General features: G+C 70.1%; 16 protein-coding genes. 8 read left to right on the top strand and 8 right to left on the bottom strand.

The annotated features are described in order from the left end of the window. Positions 1 to 16: 16 nt before the first annotated feature. The 4 genes from R0232_RS34410 to R0232_RS34395 form a co-directional block, all read right to left on the bottom strand. A complete protein-coding gene (locus R0232_RS34410; RefSeq protein ID WP_431513791.1) occupies positions 17 to 967 on the bottom strand; it encodes a dihydroorotate dehydrogenase in 951 nt (316 codons plus the stop codon). After that, entirely contained in the window at positions 960 to 1868 is a 909-nt protein-coding gene (locus R0232_RS34405) for a dihydroorotate dehydrogenase electron transfer subunit (RefSeq protein WP_431514675.1), read from the bottom strand. The genes R0232_RS34410 and R0232_RS34405 overlap by 8 nt, the downstream gene beginning before the upstream one ends. Then, positions 1868 to 3010, bottom strand: a complete 1143-nt coding sequence (locus R0232_RS34400) for an MFS transporter (protein WP_395347341.1) — start codon at positions 3008 to 3010, stop codon at positions 1868 to 1870. The genes R0232_RS34405 and R0232_RS34400 overlap by 1 nt, the downstream gene beginning before the upstream one ends. A gap of 311 nt (positions 3011 to 3321) precedes the next feature. Then, positions 3322 to 4380 (bottom strand): porin, encoded by a 1059-nt coding sequence (locus tag R0232_RS34395; protein ID WP_431513790.1) that lies wholly within the window; start codon positions 4378 to 4380, stop codon positions 3322 to 3324. A gap of 395 nt (positions 4381 to 4775) precedes the next feature. Here R0232_RS34395 and R0232_RS34390 point away from each other — a divergent pair, with 395 nt between their 5' ends. From R0232_RS34390 to R0232_RS34380, 3 genes are read left to right on the top strand one after another with little or no spacing between them, the layout of a single operon-like run. Next, positions 4776 to 5249: a (2Fe-2S)-binding protein gene (locus R0232_RS34390; protein ID WP_431513789.1), complete on the top strand. Its 474-nt coding sequence runs from the start codon at positions 4776 to 4778 to the stop codon at positions 5247 to 5249. Between the two features lies 1 nt (position 5250). Then, positions 5251 to 7437 (top strand): molybdopterin cofactor-binding domain-containing protein, encoded by a 2187-nt coding sequence (locus R0232_RS34385; protein WP_431513788.1) that lies wholly within the window; start codon positions 5251 to 5253, stop codon positions 7435 to 7437. A 32-nt stretch (positions 7438 to 7469) separates the two neighbouring features. Further along, entirely contained in the window at positions 7470 to 7874 is a 405-nt protein-coding gene (locus R0232_RS34380; protein WP_431513787.1) for a c-type cytochrome, read from the top strand. Here the strand turns inward: R0232_RS34380 and R0232_RS34375 are convergent, their stop codons facing one another. Further along, the gene (locus R0232_RS34375) at positions 7875 to 8777 is read right to left on the bottom strand and encodes a LysR family transcriptional regulator (protein WP_398496041.1); all 903 of its coding nucleotides are present in this window, start codon (positions 8775 to 8777) and stop codon (positions 7875 to 7877) included. A gap of 110 nt (positions 8778 to 8887) precedes the next feature. Between R0232_RS34375 and R0232_RS34370 the strand changes: the two genes are divergently transcribed. Next, the gene (locus R0232_RS34370) at positions 8888 to 9628 is read left to right on the top strand and encodes an SDR family NAD(P)-dependent oxidoreductase (RefSeq protein ID WP_431513786.1); all 741 of its coding nucleotides are present in this window, start codon (positions 8888 to 8890) and stop codon (positions 9626 to 9628) included. Here the strand turns inward: R0232_RS34370 and R0232_RS34365 are convergent. Beyond that, on the bottom strand, positions 9625 to 10479 hold the full coding sequence (locus R0232_RS34365) for a LysR family transcriptional regulator (protein WP_431513785.1): 855 nt from the start codon (positions 10477 to 10479) through the stop codon (positions 9625 to 9627). The two genes, R0232_RS34370 and R0232_RS34365, sit on opposite strands and share 4 nt — an antisense overlap. 108 nt (positions 10480 to 10587) lie before the next feature. On the opposite strand from R0232_RS34365, the gene R0232_RS34360 reads away from it, so the two are divergent. Further along, complete coding sequence (locus R0232_RS34360) at positions 10588 to 11592, top strand: zinc-dependent alcohol dehydrogenase family protein (RefSeq protein ID WP_431513784.1); 1005 nt, start codon at positions 10588 to 10590, stop codon at positions 11590 to 11592. A gap of 16 nt (positions 11593 to 11608) precedes the next feature. Here the strand turns inward: R0232_RS34360 and R0232_RS34355 are convergent, their stop codons facing one another. Next, positions 11609 to 11902 carry a hypothetical protein gene (locus tag R0232_RS34355; RefSeq protein ID WP_431513783.1) on the bottom strand — a complete coding sequence of 98 codons (294 nt, stop codon included), beginning with the start codon at positions 11900 to 11902 and terminating at the stop codon, positions 11609 to 11611. Between the two features lie 189 nt (positions 11903 to 12091). Here R0232_RS34355 and R0232_RS34350 point away from each other — a divergent pair, with 189 nt between their 5' ends. Next, a complete protein-coding gene (locus tag R0232_RS34350) occupies positions 12092 to 13057 on the top strand; it encodes a GlxA family transcriptional regulator (RefSeq protein ID WP_209544347.1) in 966 nt (321 codons plus the stop codon). Positions 13058 to 13076: 19 nt separating this feature from the next. Here the strand turns inward: R0232_RS34350 and R0232_RS34345 are convergent, their stop codons facing one another. Then, positions 13077 to 14543, bottom strand: a complete 1467-nt coding sequence (locus tag R0232_RS34345; RefSeq protein ID WP_431513782.1) for an efflux transporter outer membrane subunit — start codon at positions 14541 to 14543, stop codon at positions 13077 to 13079. 142 nt (positions 14544 to 14685) lie between these two features. Between R0232_RS34345 and R0232_RS34340 the strand changes: the two genes are divergently transcribed. Next, complete coding sequence (locus R0232_RS34340) at positions 14686 to 15810, top strand: HlyD family secretion protein (protein WP_431513781.1); 1125 nt, start codon at positions 14686 to 14688, stop codon at positions 15808 to 15810. After that, positions 15807 to 17387: a DHA2 family efflux MFS transporter permease subunit gene (locus R0232_RS34335; RefSeq protein WP_431513780.1), complete on the top strand. Its 1581-nt coding sequence runs from the start codon at positions 15807 to 15809 to the stop codon at positions 17385 to 17387. The genes R0232_RS34340 and R0232_RS34335 overlap by 4 nt, the downstream gene beginning before the upstream one ends. Positions 17388 to 17427 lie beyond the last annotated feature (40 nt).

Raw genomic sequence — 17427 nt, 5'->3', positions numbered from 1 at the left:
CATCCTTTCCCCTTCCCTAGCCCGACTGCTGAGCGAAGCGCAGCCAGCGGTCCGAGAGCTGGCGGTCGAGCTTGACCTGGCCGGTCAGGTCGCGGATGTTCTTCACGCCCATCTCGTCGCAGTACGCAACCAGGCCGTCGATGATCTTCTGCATCGCGCCCGGGTCGATGAAGGAGGCCGTGCCGACCTGCACCGCGCTCGCGCCGGCCAGCATGAACTCGACCGCGTCGTGCGCGCTCGCGATGCCGCCGCAGCCGATGACCGGGATGCGCACGCTGCGATAGCACTGGTGCACCATGCGCAGCGCGATCGGCTTGATGGCCGGCCCCGACAGGCCGCCCATCACGTTGCCGAGCATGGGCTTGCGGGTGCGCACGTCGATCGACATGGCCAGCACCGTGTTGCCCATCACGAGTGCGTCGGCACCGGCCTCTTCCGCGGCCCTCGCCACCGTTGCCACGTGCGAGGCATTGGGCGTGAGCTTGGCCCACACGGGATGGTGGGTGCGGCGGCGGATCGCGCTCACGACCTTGTAGGTGGTCTCGGGCGTCATCGCGAAGGCCATGCCGTCGGCCTCGAGGTTGGGGCAGGAGATGTTGGCCTCGATCACCGCCACATCGGGCAGCGACATCTCGGCCACCGCGTCGGCGAACTCGTCGACGGTGTCCGCCGAGATCGAGACCACGACGGGCGTGTCGAAGCGCGTGTAGGGCGGCAGCACCGTCTCGCGGTAGTAGTCCAGGCCCTTGCTCGGAATGCCGATCGCATTGAGCATGCCGCCGCGGGTTTCCGCCACGCGCGGCGTCGGGTTGCCGGCACGGCTCTTGGGCGAGACGCTCTTGATGACCAGCGCGCCCAGCCGGTTGAAGTCGAGCGCTTCCGCGTACTCGATGGCGAAGCAGCCCGAGGCCGGCATGACCGGGTTGCGCAGGCCGACGTCGCCGACCCTGACGTTGAGATCAGCCAAACTCCACCTCCCCGACCACGTCGCCGATGGGAAACACGGGACCTTCGCGGCAGACGCGCAGGAATTGCTTGTCGCCCTCGCGGTCGAACAGCCTGACGCAGGACAGGCACACGCCCATGCCGCAGGCCATGCGCTGTTCCATCGCCACCTCGCCCCGGGTGCCGGGATGGTCGGCGAGGATGCGCTGCAGCAGCATCAGCACGCGGTGCGAGCCGCAGGTGTAGACGGCGTCGTGGTGCCGTTCGCCGAGCAGCCGGCGCACCAGCGTGTCCATGGCCTCCACCGAGGAGCTGCCGTCCGAGTCGTAGACGCAATGCACGTCGGCCTCGGCGCCGCGCAGGAACTCGTCGCGCATCAGGTCCTTGGGGGCGCGCGCCGACATCACCGCCGTGATCGCGATGCCCATCCTGGCCGCCTGCTGCAGCAGCGGCGCCATCGTCGCCAGGCCGACGCCGCGCGCGACGACCATGATGCGTTCGTCGCCGGGCGGTAGCGTGAAGGTGTTGCCCAGCGGGCCGACGATGTCCATCGCGCCGCCGACGGGCAGCGAGGCCAGCGCGTGGGTTCCGGTGCCGGTGACGTTGTAGAGGAACTCGATCGTGCCCGCCTCCGGCCCCACGCCGTAGACGCTCATCGGGCGCAGCAGGAAGGGCTGGAGGTCGTTCGTCGTCGGGCACTTCAGCTGATAGAACTGCCCGGGCCGGGTCGCGCCCGCCAGGTCGGCCGGCGCGCTGAGCTTCAGGTACTTGTAGCGGTCGTTGACCCAGCGGTGTTCGGCGACCTCGCAGCGGTACGAGGCCACGGATTGCGCGTTGCGCTGGAAGCAGGCGCCCTCGCCCTGCGGCGCCGGCGGATGCACGGGCCGGAACGCGGGCGATTGGTGGTCGATGGTGGCGAGCATCATTCGAGCTCCTTGCCCTTGAGTTCGGGAATGAGGAAGTAGGTGGCGACCATGTCGACCAGGTAGATCGCGGCGAGCAGCGCGATCGCGATCTGGAACGAATAGGCGGCGACCAGCGCGCCGACCACCACCGGGCCGAATCCGCCGATGCCGCGGCCGAGGTTGAACAGCACGTTCTGCGCCGTGGCGCGTGCTTCCGTGGGATAGGCCTCGGAGATCAGCGCGCCGTAGCCACCCAGCATGCCGTTGACGAACATGCCGAGCACCGCGCCGACCCACAGCAGCGAGACCGGATCGGACAGCTGGGAGTACGCCAGCACCATCGCCACGGCACCGGCCTGGAACAGCAGGAAGCTCGGCTTGCGCCCGATGCGGTCGGCCAGCTGGCCGAAGACGAAAATGCCCAGCATCATCCCGAGGATGGTCACCGAGGTCCACATGGCCGACTTCGTGAGGTTGAACCCGAGCTTGTTGGCCAGGAAGCTCGGCATCCAGATCATGATCCCGTAGTAGCCGAAGTTCTGCACCGCGCACAGCACGACGATGCCCAGGCTGGTGCGGGTGGTCTGCGCATCCTTGACCAGCAGCTTGAAGGACCTCAGGCGCGAGCCCCGGACCTTGGGCTTGCGCACGAACACCTCGGGCTCGTGCAGCTTGTTGCGGATCACCCAGGCCACGAGCGCGGGAACGACGCCGACCAGGAACATGCCGCGCCAGCCGATGTGCGGCATCAGCAGCGGCGTGAGCAAGGCGGCACCCAGCACGCCGAGTTGCCAGCCCAGTGCCACATACGAAGACACGCGGGCGCGGTGCCTGGCGGGCCAGGCCTCGGCCGCCAGCGCCATGCCGATGCCGAACTCGCCGCCCAGGCCGATGCCCGCGATGGTCCGGTAGACCAGCAGGTCCCAGTAGCCCTGCGCGAAGGCACAGAGCCCGGTGAAGACGGCGAACAGGACGATGGTCCAGGTCATCACGCGGATGCGCCCGAAGTGATCGCTGAGCGAGCCGAAGACGATGCCGCCGACGACGGCGCCGACCAGCGTCCAGCTCACCAGCGAGCCGGCCTGGCCCGGCGTGAGGTGCAGGTCGGCCGAGATGGCCGTGAGCATGAAGCCCAGGATCAGCAGGTCGAAGCCGTCCATCGCATAGCCGATGGCGGAGCCGGCCAGCGCCTTCCAGGCGTAGCCCGAGACGGCGTCGTCGCGTGGCGCGGAGGCGGTCGAATCTGGGGTGGATGACACGTCAGGACTCCTGGTTCGACGCGGAAAGCCCGGCGCCGGCGGATGGATGGGCCATGGAAACGGTCTCGACATGGAGTCCGTTTCGCTCATTTGCGACACTAGTATCGAAAAAGATATCAATCAAGAAAAAGTTCACCGGGGTTGTCTCTGTGGATGGATGAAAGGAACGAGGGGAACCGGGGGATCGAGCCTGGCATCGGCTCGCGCGGCCGCTAGAAGCGGTGGCGGATGCCGACGCCGAGGCTGTTGCCGCCCGCCATGGCGGTCGCGCGATCGCGCATGAGGACGGCATAGACGTCGGTTCGCTTCGACAGGTAGTGATCGTAGGCCAGGCTCACCGTCGTGCGGGTGCCGTCGTAGGAGCCGGCGATCTTCGTCCTCGCGACGGCCGCGAGGACCTGCCCCGCGGTCGACCCGACCGGCACGCTGGCGCCGAGGGAACTCGTGGTGCCGCGATAGCCGGTCGCTTCGGCCTTCGACCGGCCGTAGCTCGCATAGGCCTTGAGCAGGCCGAAGTCGTAGGCCCCGCCCAGCATCCAGTCCTTGCGCGTGGTGGGCACCACCGCACCGTGGACCGTGGCCGTGATGACGCCCGGGTTGACCGGGTTGGAGATCTGGTCGCGCTCGTAGAAGCCCGCGACCGTGAGCGGCCCGCTGACGTAGGTCGCGCTGATGCCGGTGTTGTTCTTCCCCTTGTAGCCGGTGTCGCTGGACTGCTCGCCGAACTGGTGGTGCAGGTTCACGCGCAGGCCGCCGAAGCTCGGTGTGCTGTAGATGAGCTGGTTGCTCCAGCCGGTATCGGAGGGCGAGGTGCGGTACAGCCAGCGCGCGGTGTTGACGTTGGCATGCAGCACCAGCGGCGAGAACGCGAAGGAGTTGCCGAAGGGGTTGACCAGCACGGTCGGGATGAAGTTCGGCGCCGCGGCGCGCCCGAGCTGCAGGCTCCCATAGGCACCGGCGATGCCGACGTTGGCATCGCGCGCGAAGTAGGGGTCGCCATCGAAGCGGCCCGATTTGCCGGCGTCGGCGCGAAAGAAGGAATTGAGCGCGAAGTAGGCCTTGAGCCCGCCGCCCAGGTCCTCGGTGCCGGCGAAGCCGAAGAACGAGGTGGTCATGCCACCGCTGCCAAGGATCCGGGTGCGGCCGAGGTCGCCCGCGTAATGCATCGATCCCGCGTATTCGTCGATCAATCCCTGCACCGACACACTGCTCTGCGCACAGGCGCAACAAGCCGTCGACAGCGCGACGGCGGCAACTACAAGACTCTTCATGGGTGGCTCACTTCTCAAGGCTCGAGGGAACGCCGAGCGCCCCTTCGCGGCACGCCCGAACGACGGACAGGTGGCTCTGGCACGGGTGCACCGCCATGAGGCGTATCGCCTCGAAAACTCGGCACATCCGATCAAAAAGCACCATTAAAGAAACCAGGATCAAAAACGAGACCGGATTCTGGCGCGGTTTCGCAAGATCGATGCCAAGGGTTTTCGAGCGGTCGGAGCCGAGCGCTTTCGCGCTATTCGCGTGCGCTCGACGCGGGGTCGAACGGACCGGAGTCCGGCGGCCGATTGTTCAGTTTGGCTTCAAAGGCCTTCGCGACTTCGGGCCTGTGTGCCGGCGATGCGCGTCCCTAGACTTTGCGCACCCCAACATGCCCACGGACCGCACCATGCCCTTCACACTCCACATCAACGGCAGCTCGCGCGAGGTCGATGTCGACGGCGACACGCCCCTGCTCTGGGTGCTGCGCGACGTGCTGGGCCTGTACGGCACCAAGTTCGGCTGCGGCGCCGGCCTGTGCGGCGCCTGCACCGTGCACCAGGACGGCGTCGCGATCCGCTCGTGCATCACGCCGGTCGAGTCGGTGGGTGCGCAGCGCATCACCACCATCGAAGGCGTCGGCGCGACGGCGGTCGGCCAGGCGGTGCAGAAGACCTGGCTGGAACTGGACGTCGTGCAGTGCGGCTACTGCCAGTCGGGCCAGATCATGTCGGCCACGGCACTGCTCGCGGCCACGCCGCGCCCCACGCCCGCGGACATCGTGGGCGGCATGTCCGGGAACATCTGCCGCTGCGGCACCTATGTGCGCATCCAGGCCGCGGTGCAGCGCGCCGCCACGCTGATCCCGATCAAGGCGGCCTGACATGAAGCACGACCGCATGCCCATGGCCGACACCGCCTCCACCCGCGGCCTGACGCGCCGCGCCTTCGTGGCCACGGCGCTGGCCGCCGGCGGCGGGATGGCGCTCACGGTGAGCCTGCCGCCGCTCGAGGCCAAGGCCGCGGGCGCGCAGCCCGAGGCCTTCGCGCCCAATGCCGTGGTCCGCATCGACACCGACGGCCTAGTCACGCTGGTGATGCCGCGCGTGGAGATGGGCCAGGGGATCTACACCGCGGTCGCGCTGCTGATCGCGGAGGAGCTCGAGATCGATCCGCGGCACGTTCGCCTCGAGCATGCGCCCGCCGACGAGACGCGCTATGCGAATCCGCTGACCGGCGGGCAGATCACGGGCGGCTCGACCTCGGTGCGCAGCACCTGGGAGCCGATGCGCCGCGCTGGCGCCACGGCCCGGCTGCTGCTGGTCGAGGCGGCGGCGCGCCGGTGGCAGGTCGATGCGTCGGCCTGCCGCGCCAGCGACGGCGCGGTGGAGCATGTGCCCACGCGCAGGAAGCTCGGCTATGGGCAGCTCGCCCAAGCGGCTGCGAGATTGCCCGTGCCCGCCGAAGTGCCGCTCAAGGACCTGGCGACGCTGAAGCGGATCGGCCAGCCCCTGTTGCGCCTGGACGGACCCGACAAGGTCAACGGCCGCGCGCGCTACGGCCTCGATGCCAGCGTCGCGGGCATGCGCATCGCCGCGATCGCCAACTGCCCGGTGATCGGCGGGCGCGTGGCGTCCGTCGACGACACCCGGGCCAGGGCGATCAAGGGCGTGCGGCAGGTCGTGCGCATCGACAACGCGGTCGCGGTGGTGGCCGACCACATGGGCGCGGCGCGCAAGGGCCTGGCCGCGCTCGAGATCCGCTGGGACGAAGGCGCCAACGCGGACTACTCGACCGAGAAGCTGATCGCCGCGCTCGCCGATGCGTCGTCGCGCTCGGGCGCCGTGGCGCGCAAGGAAGGCGACACGGCGGCGGCCGCGCGCGGCGCCGCGCGGACGGTCGATGCGGTCTACCAGCAGCCCCTGCTCGCGCATGCGCCGATGGAGCCGGTGAACTGCACCGTGCACGTGCGGCCCGATGCCTGCGAACTCTGGGTCGGCACGCAGGTGCCGGCGCGCGCGCAGGCCGCCACGGCCGAACTCACGGGCCTGCCGATCGAACGCGTCGAAGTGCACAACCACCTGCTAGGCGGCGGCTTCGGCCGGCGGCTGGACATCGACTTCGTGATCCAGGCCGTGAAGATCGCGAAGCAGGTGAATGGCCCCGTCAAGGTGGTGTGGACGCGCGAGGAGGACACGCGGCACAGCACCTTCCGCCCCTATCACTACAACCGGCTCAGCGCCGCGCTCGATGCACGCGGCCGGCCGGTGGCATGGCATCACCGCGTGACCGCCTCCTCGATCCTCGCGCGCTGGGCACCGGCGCGGTTCCAGAACGAGCTCGACGGCGATGCCATCCGCGACGCCGCAGGACCCTATGGCTTCGCGAACGTGCTGGTCGAGTATGTGCGCGAGGAACCGCCAGTGGGCATCACCACCGCCTTCTGGCGCGGCGTCGGCCACATGCAGAACGCCTTCCCGGTCGAATGCTTCGTCGACGAGCTCGCGCACCTGGCGGGCAGCGATGCCATCGCCTACCGGCACGAGCTGCTCGAGAAGCATCCGCGCGCGCGCCACGTGCTCGAACTGGTGGCGCGGAAGTCCGGCTGGGGCGGTGCCCTGCCGGCCGGCAAGGGCCGCGGCGTCGCGCTGACCTTCTGCTTCGGCAGCTACGCGGCCCAGGTGACGGAGGTGAGCGTCGATGCCGACGGCGCGGTGCGCGTCGATCGCGTGGTCATCGCGGTGGACTGCGGACGCCTCATCAGCCCCGACACCGTGGTCGCGCAGATGCAGGGCGGCACGGCCTTCGGGCTGTCGGCGGTGCTCTACGGAAACATCTCGATCAAGGACGGGCGCGTCGAGCAGGGCAACTTCGACACCTACCGCATGCTGCGCATGGACGAGATGCCCGTCATCGAGACGCACCTGGTGCCGAGCACCGAAACGCCGGGCGGCATCGGCGAGGTCGGCACCGTGCTGACCACGCCCTCGGTCCTCAATGCCGTGTTCGCGGCCACCGGCAAGCGCATCCGCCGGCTGCCGTTCGCCGCGGAAGAACTCAAGCGGGCATGAAGCGCCGCGCTCCCACGACTGGAAATCCACACATGACAACGAACGAGCTCGGACCGAAGCTGCTTGCCACCTGCCTCGCGGCCCTGGGAGGGATCGGCGCTGCGCAGGCGCAGACCGTCGACCCCGGCGCCGGCGACCTGGCGCGCGGCAAGACCGCCTTCGCGCGCTGCGCCGCCTGCCACTCCGTCACCGGCAGGAACGGCATCGGCCCGCACCTCGACGGCGCCTTCGGCCGCGTCGCGGGCAAGGCCGAGGGCTTTCGCTATTCGCCGGGCATGGCGGCCTCGACCCGGCCCTGGGACGTGCAGGGCCTCGAGGCCTTCCTCGCGGCGCCGACCCAGGCGGTGCCCGGCACCACCATGCCGCTGAACGTGCCCGGCGCGCAGGACCGCGCCGACCTGATCGCCTACCTGCGCTCGCTCGCCACGCCGCGCTGATCAGCGCCGCCGCGGGCCCGTGCGCTGCTGCATGAAGTCGATGAAGGCGCGCAGCTTGCGCGGCACGTGCATGCGGCTGGCGTGGTAGAGGTGGAAGCCCGGGAAGCTGGGCCACCACGGCTTGAGCAGGGGCACGAGCCGGCCGCTCGCGAGGTCGTCGTGCACCTGGGCCTCGAACACGCAGGCGATGCCGGCGCCGGCGCGCGCGGCGCTCAGCAGCACGTCGCCGTCGTTGGTGAGGATGGCGGCATCGACCTCCACCTCGAAGTCGCGGCCCTTGTTCGAATATTCCCAGCGGTAGACGCTGTTGCTCAGCCGGATGTTGATGCAGCGGTGCTGGCTCAGCTCCTCGGGCGTGCGCGGCGCCGCGCGCCCCTTCAGGTAGCTCGGCGCCGCGATGGTCGCAATGCGATGCGGGCCGCCGAGCGGCACGGCGACGACTTCCTGCGCGAGGTTCTCGCCGAGCCGGATGCCCGCGTCGAAGCCGCTGCCGATGAGGTCGACCAGCGCGTTGTCGCAATGCAGCTCGAGCTTGATGTCCGGATAGGCCTGCGCGAACGCGGCCAGGTGCGGCAGCAGCAGCAGCTCGAACGCGACGCGCGAGAGGTTGATGCGCAGCAGGCCGGCCGGCTTCTCACGCACCTCGTTGACGCGTTCCACGGCGGCCGACAGCGCCGCCAGCGCGGGCGCCGCATCCTGCAGGAAGCTCTGGCCGATCTCGGTGACGCTGACGCGCCGCGTGGAGCGGTCGAGCAGCCGCACGCCGAGCCGCTTCTCGAGCGAACGCAGCGTCTGCGACAGTGCCGAGGGCGACACGCCGAGCTCGGCCGCGGCGCGCGTGAAGCTGCCGTGATGCGCGACGCGGGCGAAGACCGCGATGAAGGGGATGAGGTCGGGAGCCATCGCTTCATTATGAAGCTCGACTTCAAACCGCATCGACCCGATCCATATTTCAATTCAGCAATCGGCGGCCTATCGTTGGGTCCAACGCTTCACCATTCAAAGGATTCACCATGACCCATCTCGCAGGCAAGGTCGCCATCGTCACCGGCTCCTCGAAGGGCATCGGCGCGGGCATCGCCGAGCGCCTCGCGCGCGACGGCGCCAGCGTCGTCGTCAACTACGCACGCAGCGAGAAGGAAGCGGCCGCCGTGGTCGACCGGATCACCGCCGCCGGCGGCCAGGCCGTGGCGGTGCAGGCCGACATCTCCCGGCCGGAGCAGATCCAGTCGCTGGTCGATGCCACGCTGGCGCGCTTCGGCAGGCTCGACATCCTCGTGAACAACGCCGGCACCTACCGGCTCGATTCGCTCGACACCATCACGCCCGAGAGCATCGCCGAGCACTTCGACCTGAACGTGCGCGGCCTGCTGCTGATGACGCAGGCCGCCGCGCGCGTGCTGCCCAGCGGCGGCACGGTGGTCAACATCAGCTCGGGCGTGGCCACCAGCCCCTCGCCGCAGGCGCACGTCTATTGCGCGACCAAGGGTGCCGTCGACGTGCTGACCCGCAGCCTCGGCATGGAGCTCGGTCCGCGCCACATCCGCGTGGTGGGCATCGCGCCGGGCTTCGTCCTCACCGAGGGCAACGCGGCCGGTGCCGAGGCCTATTCGGCCCACTTCGTGCCGAAGACGCCGCTGGGCCGAGCCGGCCAGCCCCGGGACATCGCCGGAGCGGTGTCCTTCGCCGTCTCCGAGGATGCGGGCTGGATCACGGGCTGCACCATCGACGTCGCGGGCGGGATGGTTTTCTAGCTCGCGGAAAGACGCTCGACCGTCGCGTCGACCAGGGCCCGCAGCCGTCCGAGGCGGCGCAGGTCGCGGTGGAACCCGACCCAGACGTCGCGCCCCGGCGGCAGGCCGCCGAGATCGACGACCTCGAGCGCCGTGCAGGCATCGCCCAGCGGCGCGGGCAGCACGGCCAGGCCCACGCCCGCGGCGCACATCCGGGCCTGCGCCTCGCGGCTGTTGCTGCCGAAGGCCACGCGCGCCTTCGGCAGCTTCTTGCGCAGCCAGGCCGCGTCGGGGAAGTCCTGGAACGCGCTGTCGAGCGTGATCAGCGGCACGCCCTGGCCATCGCTTCGCACGGGATGCGCCGTGCCCTTCGCGCGATAGACGCGGTAGGCGACGTGCACGGCCTTGCGCTGCACCACGTCCGCTTCGTCGAAGGGCTGGATGCGGAACACCAGGTCCGCCTCGCGGCGCGCGAGGCTGAACAGACGCGCATCGGTGATCAGCTCGATGTTGACCAGCGGGTGCTGCTGCACGAACTCCGCGAACACGGGCGTGAGGATGTGCACGCCGAACCAGTCCGACGACGACACGCGCAGCAGGCCCTCGAGCTGCTGCGCCTGGCCGGCCAGCCGGCGCTCGAAGGCCAGCGCCTCCTCTTCCATCCGCTCCGAATGCGCGAGCACCGAAGCCCCTTCGTCGGTCAGCACGAAGCCGTCCTTGCCGCGCTGGAACAGCGCCTGCCCGACCTCGCGCTCGAGCACGCGCAGCCGGCGGCCCATGGTCGGCTGCGACTGGCCGGTGAGGCGCGCGGCGCCGCCCAGCGAGCCGGCCCTGGCCACCGCCAGGAAGATCTTCACGTCGCTCCAGTCCATGTTTTCAACCCATCAAAAGTGAATGGATGTGATGCATTTCTGTGAGTTTACGTTCAGTTTTGAAGATCGAACAATGGACGCCTCTTCAAGCAACACAAGGAGTTCTCCATGTCGAAAGACGATTCGATGCGCGCACTGTTGGTGCGCGAAGCCGGCGGCCGCTTCGAGGCCGTCCGGATGCCCCGGCCCGTGCCGCGCGAAGGCGAGGTGCTGGTGCGCATCCATGCGAGCGGCGTCAATCCGCTCGACTCGAAGATCCGTGCCGGCGCCGCGGCCCATGCGCGCCATCCGCTGCCCGCGATCCTCGGCATGGACCTCGCCGGCGTGGTCGAGCAGGTAGGCCCCGGCGTCACGGCCTTCCGCGTCGGCGACGAGGTGTACGGCCTCGCCGGCGGCGTCGGCGGGCTGCAGGGCTCGCTGGCCGAGTTCGCCGCGGTCGATGCCGCCCTCCTCGCGCCCAAGCCCGCCAACCTCTCGATGCGCGAGGCCGCGGCCCTGCCGCTGGTCGTGATCACGGCGTGGGAAGGCCTGGTCGACCGCGCGCGCACCCAGGCGGGACAGAAGGTGCTGGTGCATGGCGGTGCCGGCGGCGTCGGCCATGTCGCGGTGCAGATCGCCGTCGCGCTCGGCGCGCAGGTGTACGCCACCGGGCTGCCCGCCCAGGCCGAGACCATCCGCGGCTTCGATGCCACGCCGATCGACTACACGACCACGACGGTCGAGCAGTACGTGCAGGCCCACACCGGCGGCGCAGGCTTCGACGTGGTCTACGACACCGTGGGCGGCGCCACGCTCGACGCCTCGTTCGGCGCGGCGCGCCAGTACGGCGGCCATGTCGTCAGCTGCCTCGGCTGGGGCACCCACAAGCTGGCGCCGCTGTCCTTTCGCGCGGCCACCTATTCGGGCGTCTTCACCCTGCTGCCGATGCTGAGCGGCAAGGGACGCACCCACCACGGCCACATCCTGCGCGAGGCCGCGAAGCTGGTCGAGGCCGGCCGGCTGCTGCCGCTGATGGATGCGCGCCGCTTCGACCTCGATGCGGCCATGCAGGCCCATGAGGAAGTCGAGGCGGGACGCGCGAAGGGAAAGATCGTGGTCGAGATCGGCGGGTAGCAGGATCCGGGGTGGATCAGCGGCCCTGGAGCAGCAGGCCCAGCGGCGCGAGCGGGCCCACCGGCATGAACTCGTACTGCGCGAAGCCGCCCTTCACGAGCGGCAGCGCATCGATCGCGGCCTTGGCCTGCTCGACGGACTCGGCGCTCATGAGGAACACGACACCGGGCTTGTCGCTGCGGTACCAGTACTGCTCGATCCTGCCGTCGAGGTAGAGCTGCAGGGTGTCGGGCACCTCCTTCGACATGACCTGCTGGCGTTGCTCGGGCGAGAGCGGCTTGACGATGGTTCCGATGGCGAGAACTTTCATGGGGGACTCCTGATGCAAGTGCGTTGCGTTGTTGAGGAGGACCGAGGTTAGGTGGCGGCGCGGAAAATCCGAACAGGCGCGAACGACAACTTCACGGTCATTTCCGCCAACCTGCCGGAAGGGTTTCCAGGCTCGTTCCGGCGCCGAGTCCCTATAGTCGCAAGCAACGTCTTTCCCGCCATTTCCGCCATGCACATCTTCCTGCTCGCCCTCGACGGCGTGTTCGACACCGGCCTAACCGTGATGCTCGACGCCCTCGGCCTCGCCAACAAATTCGCGGCCCGCGAGATGGGCGGGTCACTGTCCTTCGAGGTGACGATCGTGGGCATGCGCCGGCGCGTGCGCTCGGGCCAGGGCTTCGCGATTCCCGTGAAGCCGCCACCGCCGGGCCTGCGGCCGGACTGGGTGGTGGTGCCGGCGCTGAACACCTCGACACCCGAGTCGCTGGTGCCCGCACTCGCGCGGCCCGACGTGCGCCAGGCCAAGGCGCAGCTGCGCACCTGGCATGCGCAGGGCGCGCGGATCGCGGCCTCGTGCATCGGGACCTTCCTGCTCGCCGATGCCGGCCTGCTCGACGGCGGCCAGGCGACCACGACCTGGTGGCTGGGCCCGCTGTTCCGCCAGCGCTATCCGAAGGTCTCGCTCGACGAATCGCGCATGCTGGTGCCCTCGGGCCGGGTGGTGACGGCCGGCGCGGCGATGGGCCATCTCGATCTCGCGCTGTGGCTGATCCAGCAGGCCAGCCCCGACCTCGCGGCCATGGTCTCGCGCTACCTGCTCGCGGACCTGCGCTCCTCGCAGGCGCCGTACATCGTGCCCCACCATCTCGCGCAGGCCGACCCCGCGATCCTGCGCTTCGAACGCTGGGCGCGCGACAACCTCAAACAGGGCTTCTCGCTCGACACGGCGGCGCGCGCGCTCGCGACCAGTCCGCGCACGCTGCAGCGGCGCTGCCAGGCCGTGCTCGGCAAGTCGCCGCTGGCCTACATCCAGGACCTGCGGATCGAGCGTGCCCGCTCGCTGGTGCACGGCAGCGATCTCGACCTCGAGGCCATCGCGGCCGAGGTCGGCTATGCCGATGGCTCCACGCTCGGCGCGCTGCTGCGCGAACGCCTGGGCCGCGGCGTGCGCGAGCTGCGCGCCGACCTGCTCTGAGGTCGACGAAACGGAGGCGCTACCAGCCGCCGCCCAGTGCGCGGAAGGTGGCGACCGCGGCACGGCCGCTGTCGGACTGCACGCGCACCAGCCGGTCGCGCGCGGCGAGCAGTTGCCGGTCCTGCTCGAGCAATTCGAGCAGGCTCACCGCGCCGCCCGCGTAGGCCCGCTGCGTGGCGCCGCGCGCGCGCACATCGGCATCGACCTCCTGCAGCAGCGCGAGGCGCTCGGCATCGAGCTGCCCTTGCCGGATCAGCGCGTTCTCGACGTCCTCGGTGGCGCGCAGCAGCGATTGCCGGTAGCGCGCCAGCGCCTCGGCCTTCGCGCCCTCGGCCTTCGCCACCTCCGCGTCGACACGGCCGAAATCGAACAGCCGCCAATGCAGGCCGACCGCGGCCAGCGGCTGGAAGTTGGCCGACGACGGCGTCGCGGTGCGCAGGCTCTCGAAGCCCAGCAGCGCCGACAACGAGACGCTCGGGTAGTACTCGGCCGTTGCCACGCCGATGCGGGCGTTGGAGGCGGCGAGGCGCCGTTCCGCGGCGATCACGTCGGGGCGTCGGCGCAGCAACTCGGCCGGCGTGAGCGCCGTCGCCAGCGCGGGCAGCACCACGCGTGCGGCGGGCGTCGCGAGTTCGGCCGCATGGGTGCCGGGCGTGGCGGCCATCAGCACGTCGAGGCGGTTGAGCTGCGTGTCGCGCTCGGCCTGCAGCGCGGGCAAGGTGCCTTCGACCTGCGCCACCCGCGCCTCGGCCTGGGCCCGCTCGCGCGCGGTCGACATGCCCTGACTCAGGCGCATGCGCACCAGGCTCAGCAGTTCGCGGTCGGTATCGAGCTGCGACTGCGCGACCGCGAGGCGGGCCTGCGCGGCGCGCACGCGAAAGTAGGCATCGGCGGCTTCCGCGGCGATCGAGATGCGCACGCCCGCGTGCTCGGCCTCGGCCGCCTGCGCTTCGGCCGCAAAGGCCTCGGCGCCGCGGCGCAGGCCGCCGGCGAGGTCGAGTTCCCAGCTGGCGCCGATGCCGCTGTCGTAGAGCGAGGCATCGCGCTGGTAGCCGGGGTGCGCGCTGGCCAGCGCGCCGAGCGGGCTTTCGAGCGACTGGCGCTGCCTCGCGGCCTGCGCATCGGCGGCAATGGTCGGGCGTTCCGAGGCCACCGCGCGCTGCGCCGCGGCACGCGCCTGCGCGACGCGCGCGAACGATGCGGCGAGGTCGAGGTTCTGCGCGAGCGCGCGTTCGACGATGCGCTCGAGCACCGGATCGCCGAAGCCCTTCCACCAGGCCTCCAGCTGCACCTCGGGTGCGGGCGACGGCAGCGCGGCGTGCTGGAAGCGCTCGGGCAGCGCGGATTCGGGCTTCGTGTAGTCCGGGCCGACGGCGCACGCGGCGACACCGAGCGAGGCGATGGCGATGCCGACGCGCAACCGGCGGAAGCCGGGCCAACGCAGGCGGCGGGGCGATATCGGCAACGGAGTCTGGCGGAGGTTCATGGAGATTCCTTGGGCGGCGTGATTCGAAGGTCGATCGGTCAGTTACTTGCACGATGCAAGTCGCAACTGTATAGTAACTTGCATATTGCAATCCACATGGATGCAAGCCACCCGATTCCCACCCGACCAAGGAAAACAACACATGACGGACTCCTCCGTTGAAAAGGCCCCGGCAGGAATTCCGCGGCACCGGCGCCCGCACGGGCGCAGCCTCGTCGCGAGCTGCGCGGCCATCGCCGTGGTGCTGGCCGCGGCCGTCTATGGCTGGCACTGGTGGAACGGCGGGCGCTTCGTCGAACGCACCGACGACGCCTACGTGGGCGGCGACATCACCGTCGTCAGCCCCAAGGTGCCGGGCTACATCGTCAGCGCCGCGGCCACCGACAACCAGGCGGTGCATGCCGGCGACCTGCTCGTGAAGCTCGACGACCGCGACTACCGCGCCGCCCTCGACAAGGCCGAGGCCACCGTCGCGAGCCAGGAGGCCGTGCTGGCCAACCTGCTCGCCACGCGCAGCCTGCAGCAGGCCGTGATCGCGCAGGCCGAGGCGAGCGTGAACGCCGCCGCCGCCGAGACGCTGCGCGCGCGCGACGATGCCCAGCGGCTGCAGAACCTCTCGGCCACCGCGGCCGTGTCGGTACAGAGCGCGCAGAAGGCCGACGCCGACTACAAGCAGGCCGTGGCCAACGGCCAGAAGGCGCAGGCGAGCAAGCTGGCCGCCGAGCGCGAGCTCGACGTGATCGCCACCCGCCGCCAGCAGGCACAGGCCGCGCTCGCGCAGGCCACGGCCGAGCGCGACATCGCGCGGCTCAACCTCGGCTACACCGAGCTGCGCGCGCCCATCGACGGCACGGTCGGCAACCGCAATGCACGCAGCGGCGCCTTCGCGGCGGCGGGCGCGCACATGATGTCGATCGTGCCGGCGCGCGGCCTGTGGATCGACGCCAATTTCAAGGAAAGCCAGCTCGCGCGCTTCCGGCCCGGCATGCCCGCCATCGTCGAGGCCGATGCCGTGCCCGGGCGCCGCTTCCACGGCCACGTGGCCAGCCTCTCGCCGGCCACCGGCGCGCAGTTCAGCGTGCTGCCGCCCGAGAACGCGACCGGCAACTTCACCAAGATCGTGCAGCGCGTGCCGGTGCGCATCGTGCTCGACGACGCCGACGGCGTGCTCGGCCTGCTGCGCCCCGGCCTGTCGGTCACGGCCGAGGTCGATGCGCGCGACGTGCAGCTCGCGAACGCACGCACGGGCACGGCAGGCGAACCATGAGCCAGCCCGCCTCGGGGATCGTCGACCCCGCCGGCATGACCACCTCCGCCAAGGCCCTGGCCTTCGCGGCGATGTGCGTGGGCATGTTCATCGCGCTGATCGACATCCAGATCGTCTCGGCATCGCTGCGCGAGATCGGCGGCGGCCTGTCGGCCGGCACCGACGAAACGGTCTGGGTCCAGACCAGCTACCTGATCGCCGAGATCATCGTGATCCCGATGTCGGGCTGGCTGTCGCGCGTGCTGTCCACGCGCTGGCTGTTCGCCGTCTCGGCCGCGGGCTTCACGCTCACCAGCCTCCTGTGCGGCATCGCCTGGAACATCCAGAGCATGATCGCCTTCCGCGCGCTGCAGGGCTTCCTCGGCGGCTCGATGATCCCGCTGGTCTTCACCACCGCCTTCGCCTTCTTCCAGGGCAAGCAGCGCGTCTTCGCGGCCGCCATCATCGGCGCCATCGCCTCGCTGGCACCCACGCTCGGGCCCTCGGTCGGCGGCTGGATCACCGACAGCTACTCCTGGCACTGGCTGTTCTTCGTCAACCTCGTGCCCGGCATCTTCGTGACCATCGCGGTGCCGCTGCTGGTGAAGATCGACCGCCACGACTGGTCGCTGCTGCGCAACGCGGACTACCTGGGCATGGTGCTGATGGCGCTGTTCCTCGGCTGCCTCGAGTACACGCTCGAGGAGGGACCGCGCCTCGACTGGTTCGGCGACCCCGCGATCGCGGGCGCCGCCTGGGTCTCGGGCACGGCCGGCGTGCTGTTCGTCTGGCGCTCGATGACCTATGCGCACCCGGTGGTCGACCTGCGCGCGCTGAAGGACCGCAACTTCGCGCTCGGCTGTCTGTTCTCGTTCATCACGGGCATCGGCATCTTCGCCACCATCTACCTGACGCCGCTATTCCTCGGCCGCGTGCGCGGCTTCAGCGCGCTGCAGATCGGCCTGGCCGTGTTCTCGACCGGCGTGTTCCAGATCCTGGCCATTCCCGTCTATGCCTTCTTCGCCAACCGCGTCGACCTGCGCTGGCTGATGATGTTCGGGCTGGCCTGCTTCGCGCTGTCGATGTGGCAGTTCACGCCGATCACGCACGACTGGGGCCCGGCCGAGCTGCTGCTGCCGCAGGCGCTGCGCGGCATCGGCCAGCAGTTCGCGGTGCCGCCCGCGGTCACGCTGACGCTCGGCGGCCTCGCGATGAACCGGCTCAAGCTCGCCTCGGGGCTGTTCAACCTGATGCGCAACCTCGGCGGCGCGCTCGGCATCGCGGCCTGCGCCACGCTGCTCAACGACCGCACCAACCTGCACTTCTACCGGCTGGCCGAGCACCTCACGCGCAGCAACGAGGCCACCACCGCGCTGCTCGACGGCGTGAGCAGCCGGCTGCAGGGCGCCACCGACCAGCTGGTGGGCGCCTCGGCCGCGCTGCGCCAGCTCTGGAGCCTGACCTTCCGCGAGGCCCTGACGCTGACCTTTTCCGACGTTTTCTTTGGCATCATGGTCTGCTTCATCATCGCCACCGCGATGGTGCCGCTCATGCGCAAGGTCGGGCCGCCGAAGGCACCGTCCGCCGACGCGCACTGAGTCCCGCCGACTTCCGCGCCACCGACGTTTCCAAGAAGAG

Origin of the sequence: Variovorax sp. DAIF25, from assembly GCF_050711835.1 — a bacterium.
Lineage (GTDB): Bacteria > Pseudomonadota > Gammaproteobacteria > Burkholderiales > Burkholderiaceae_C > Variovorax.
The sequence above is the reverse complement of the archived record's forward strand: the minus strand, read 5'-3'. Positions and strand labels throughout refer to the sequence as shown.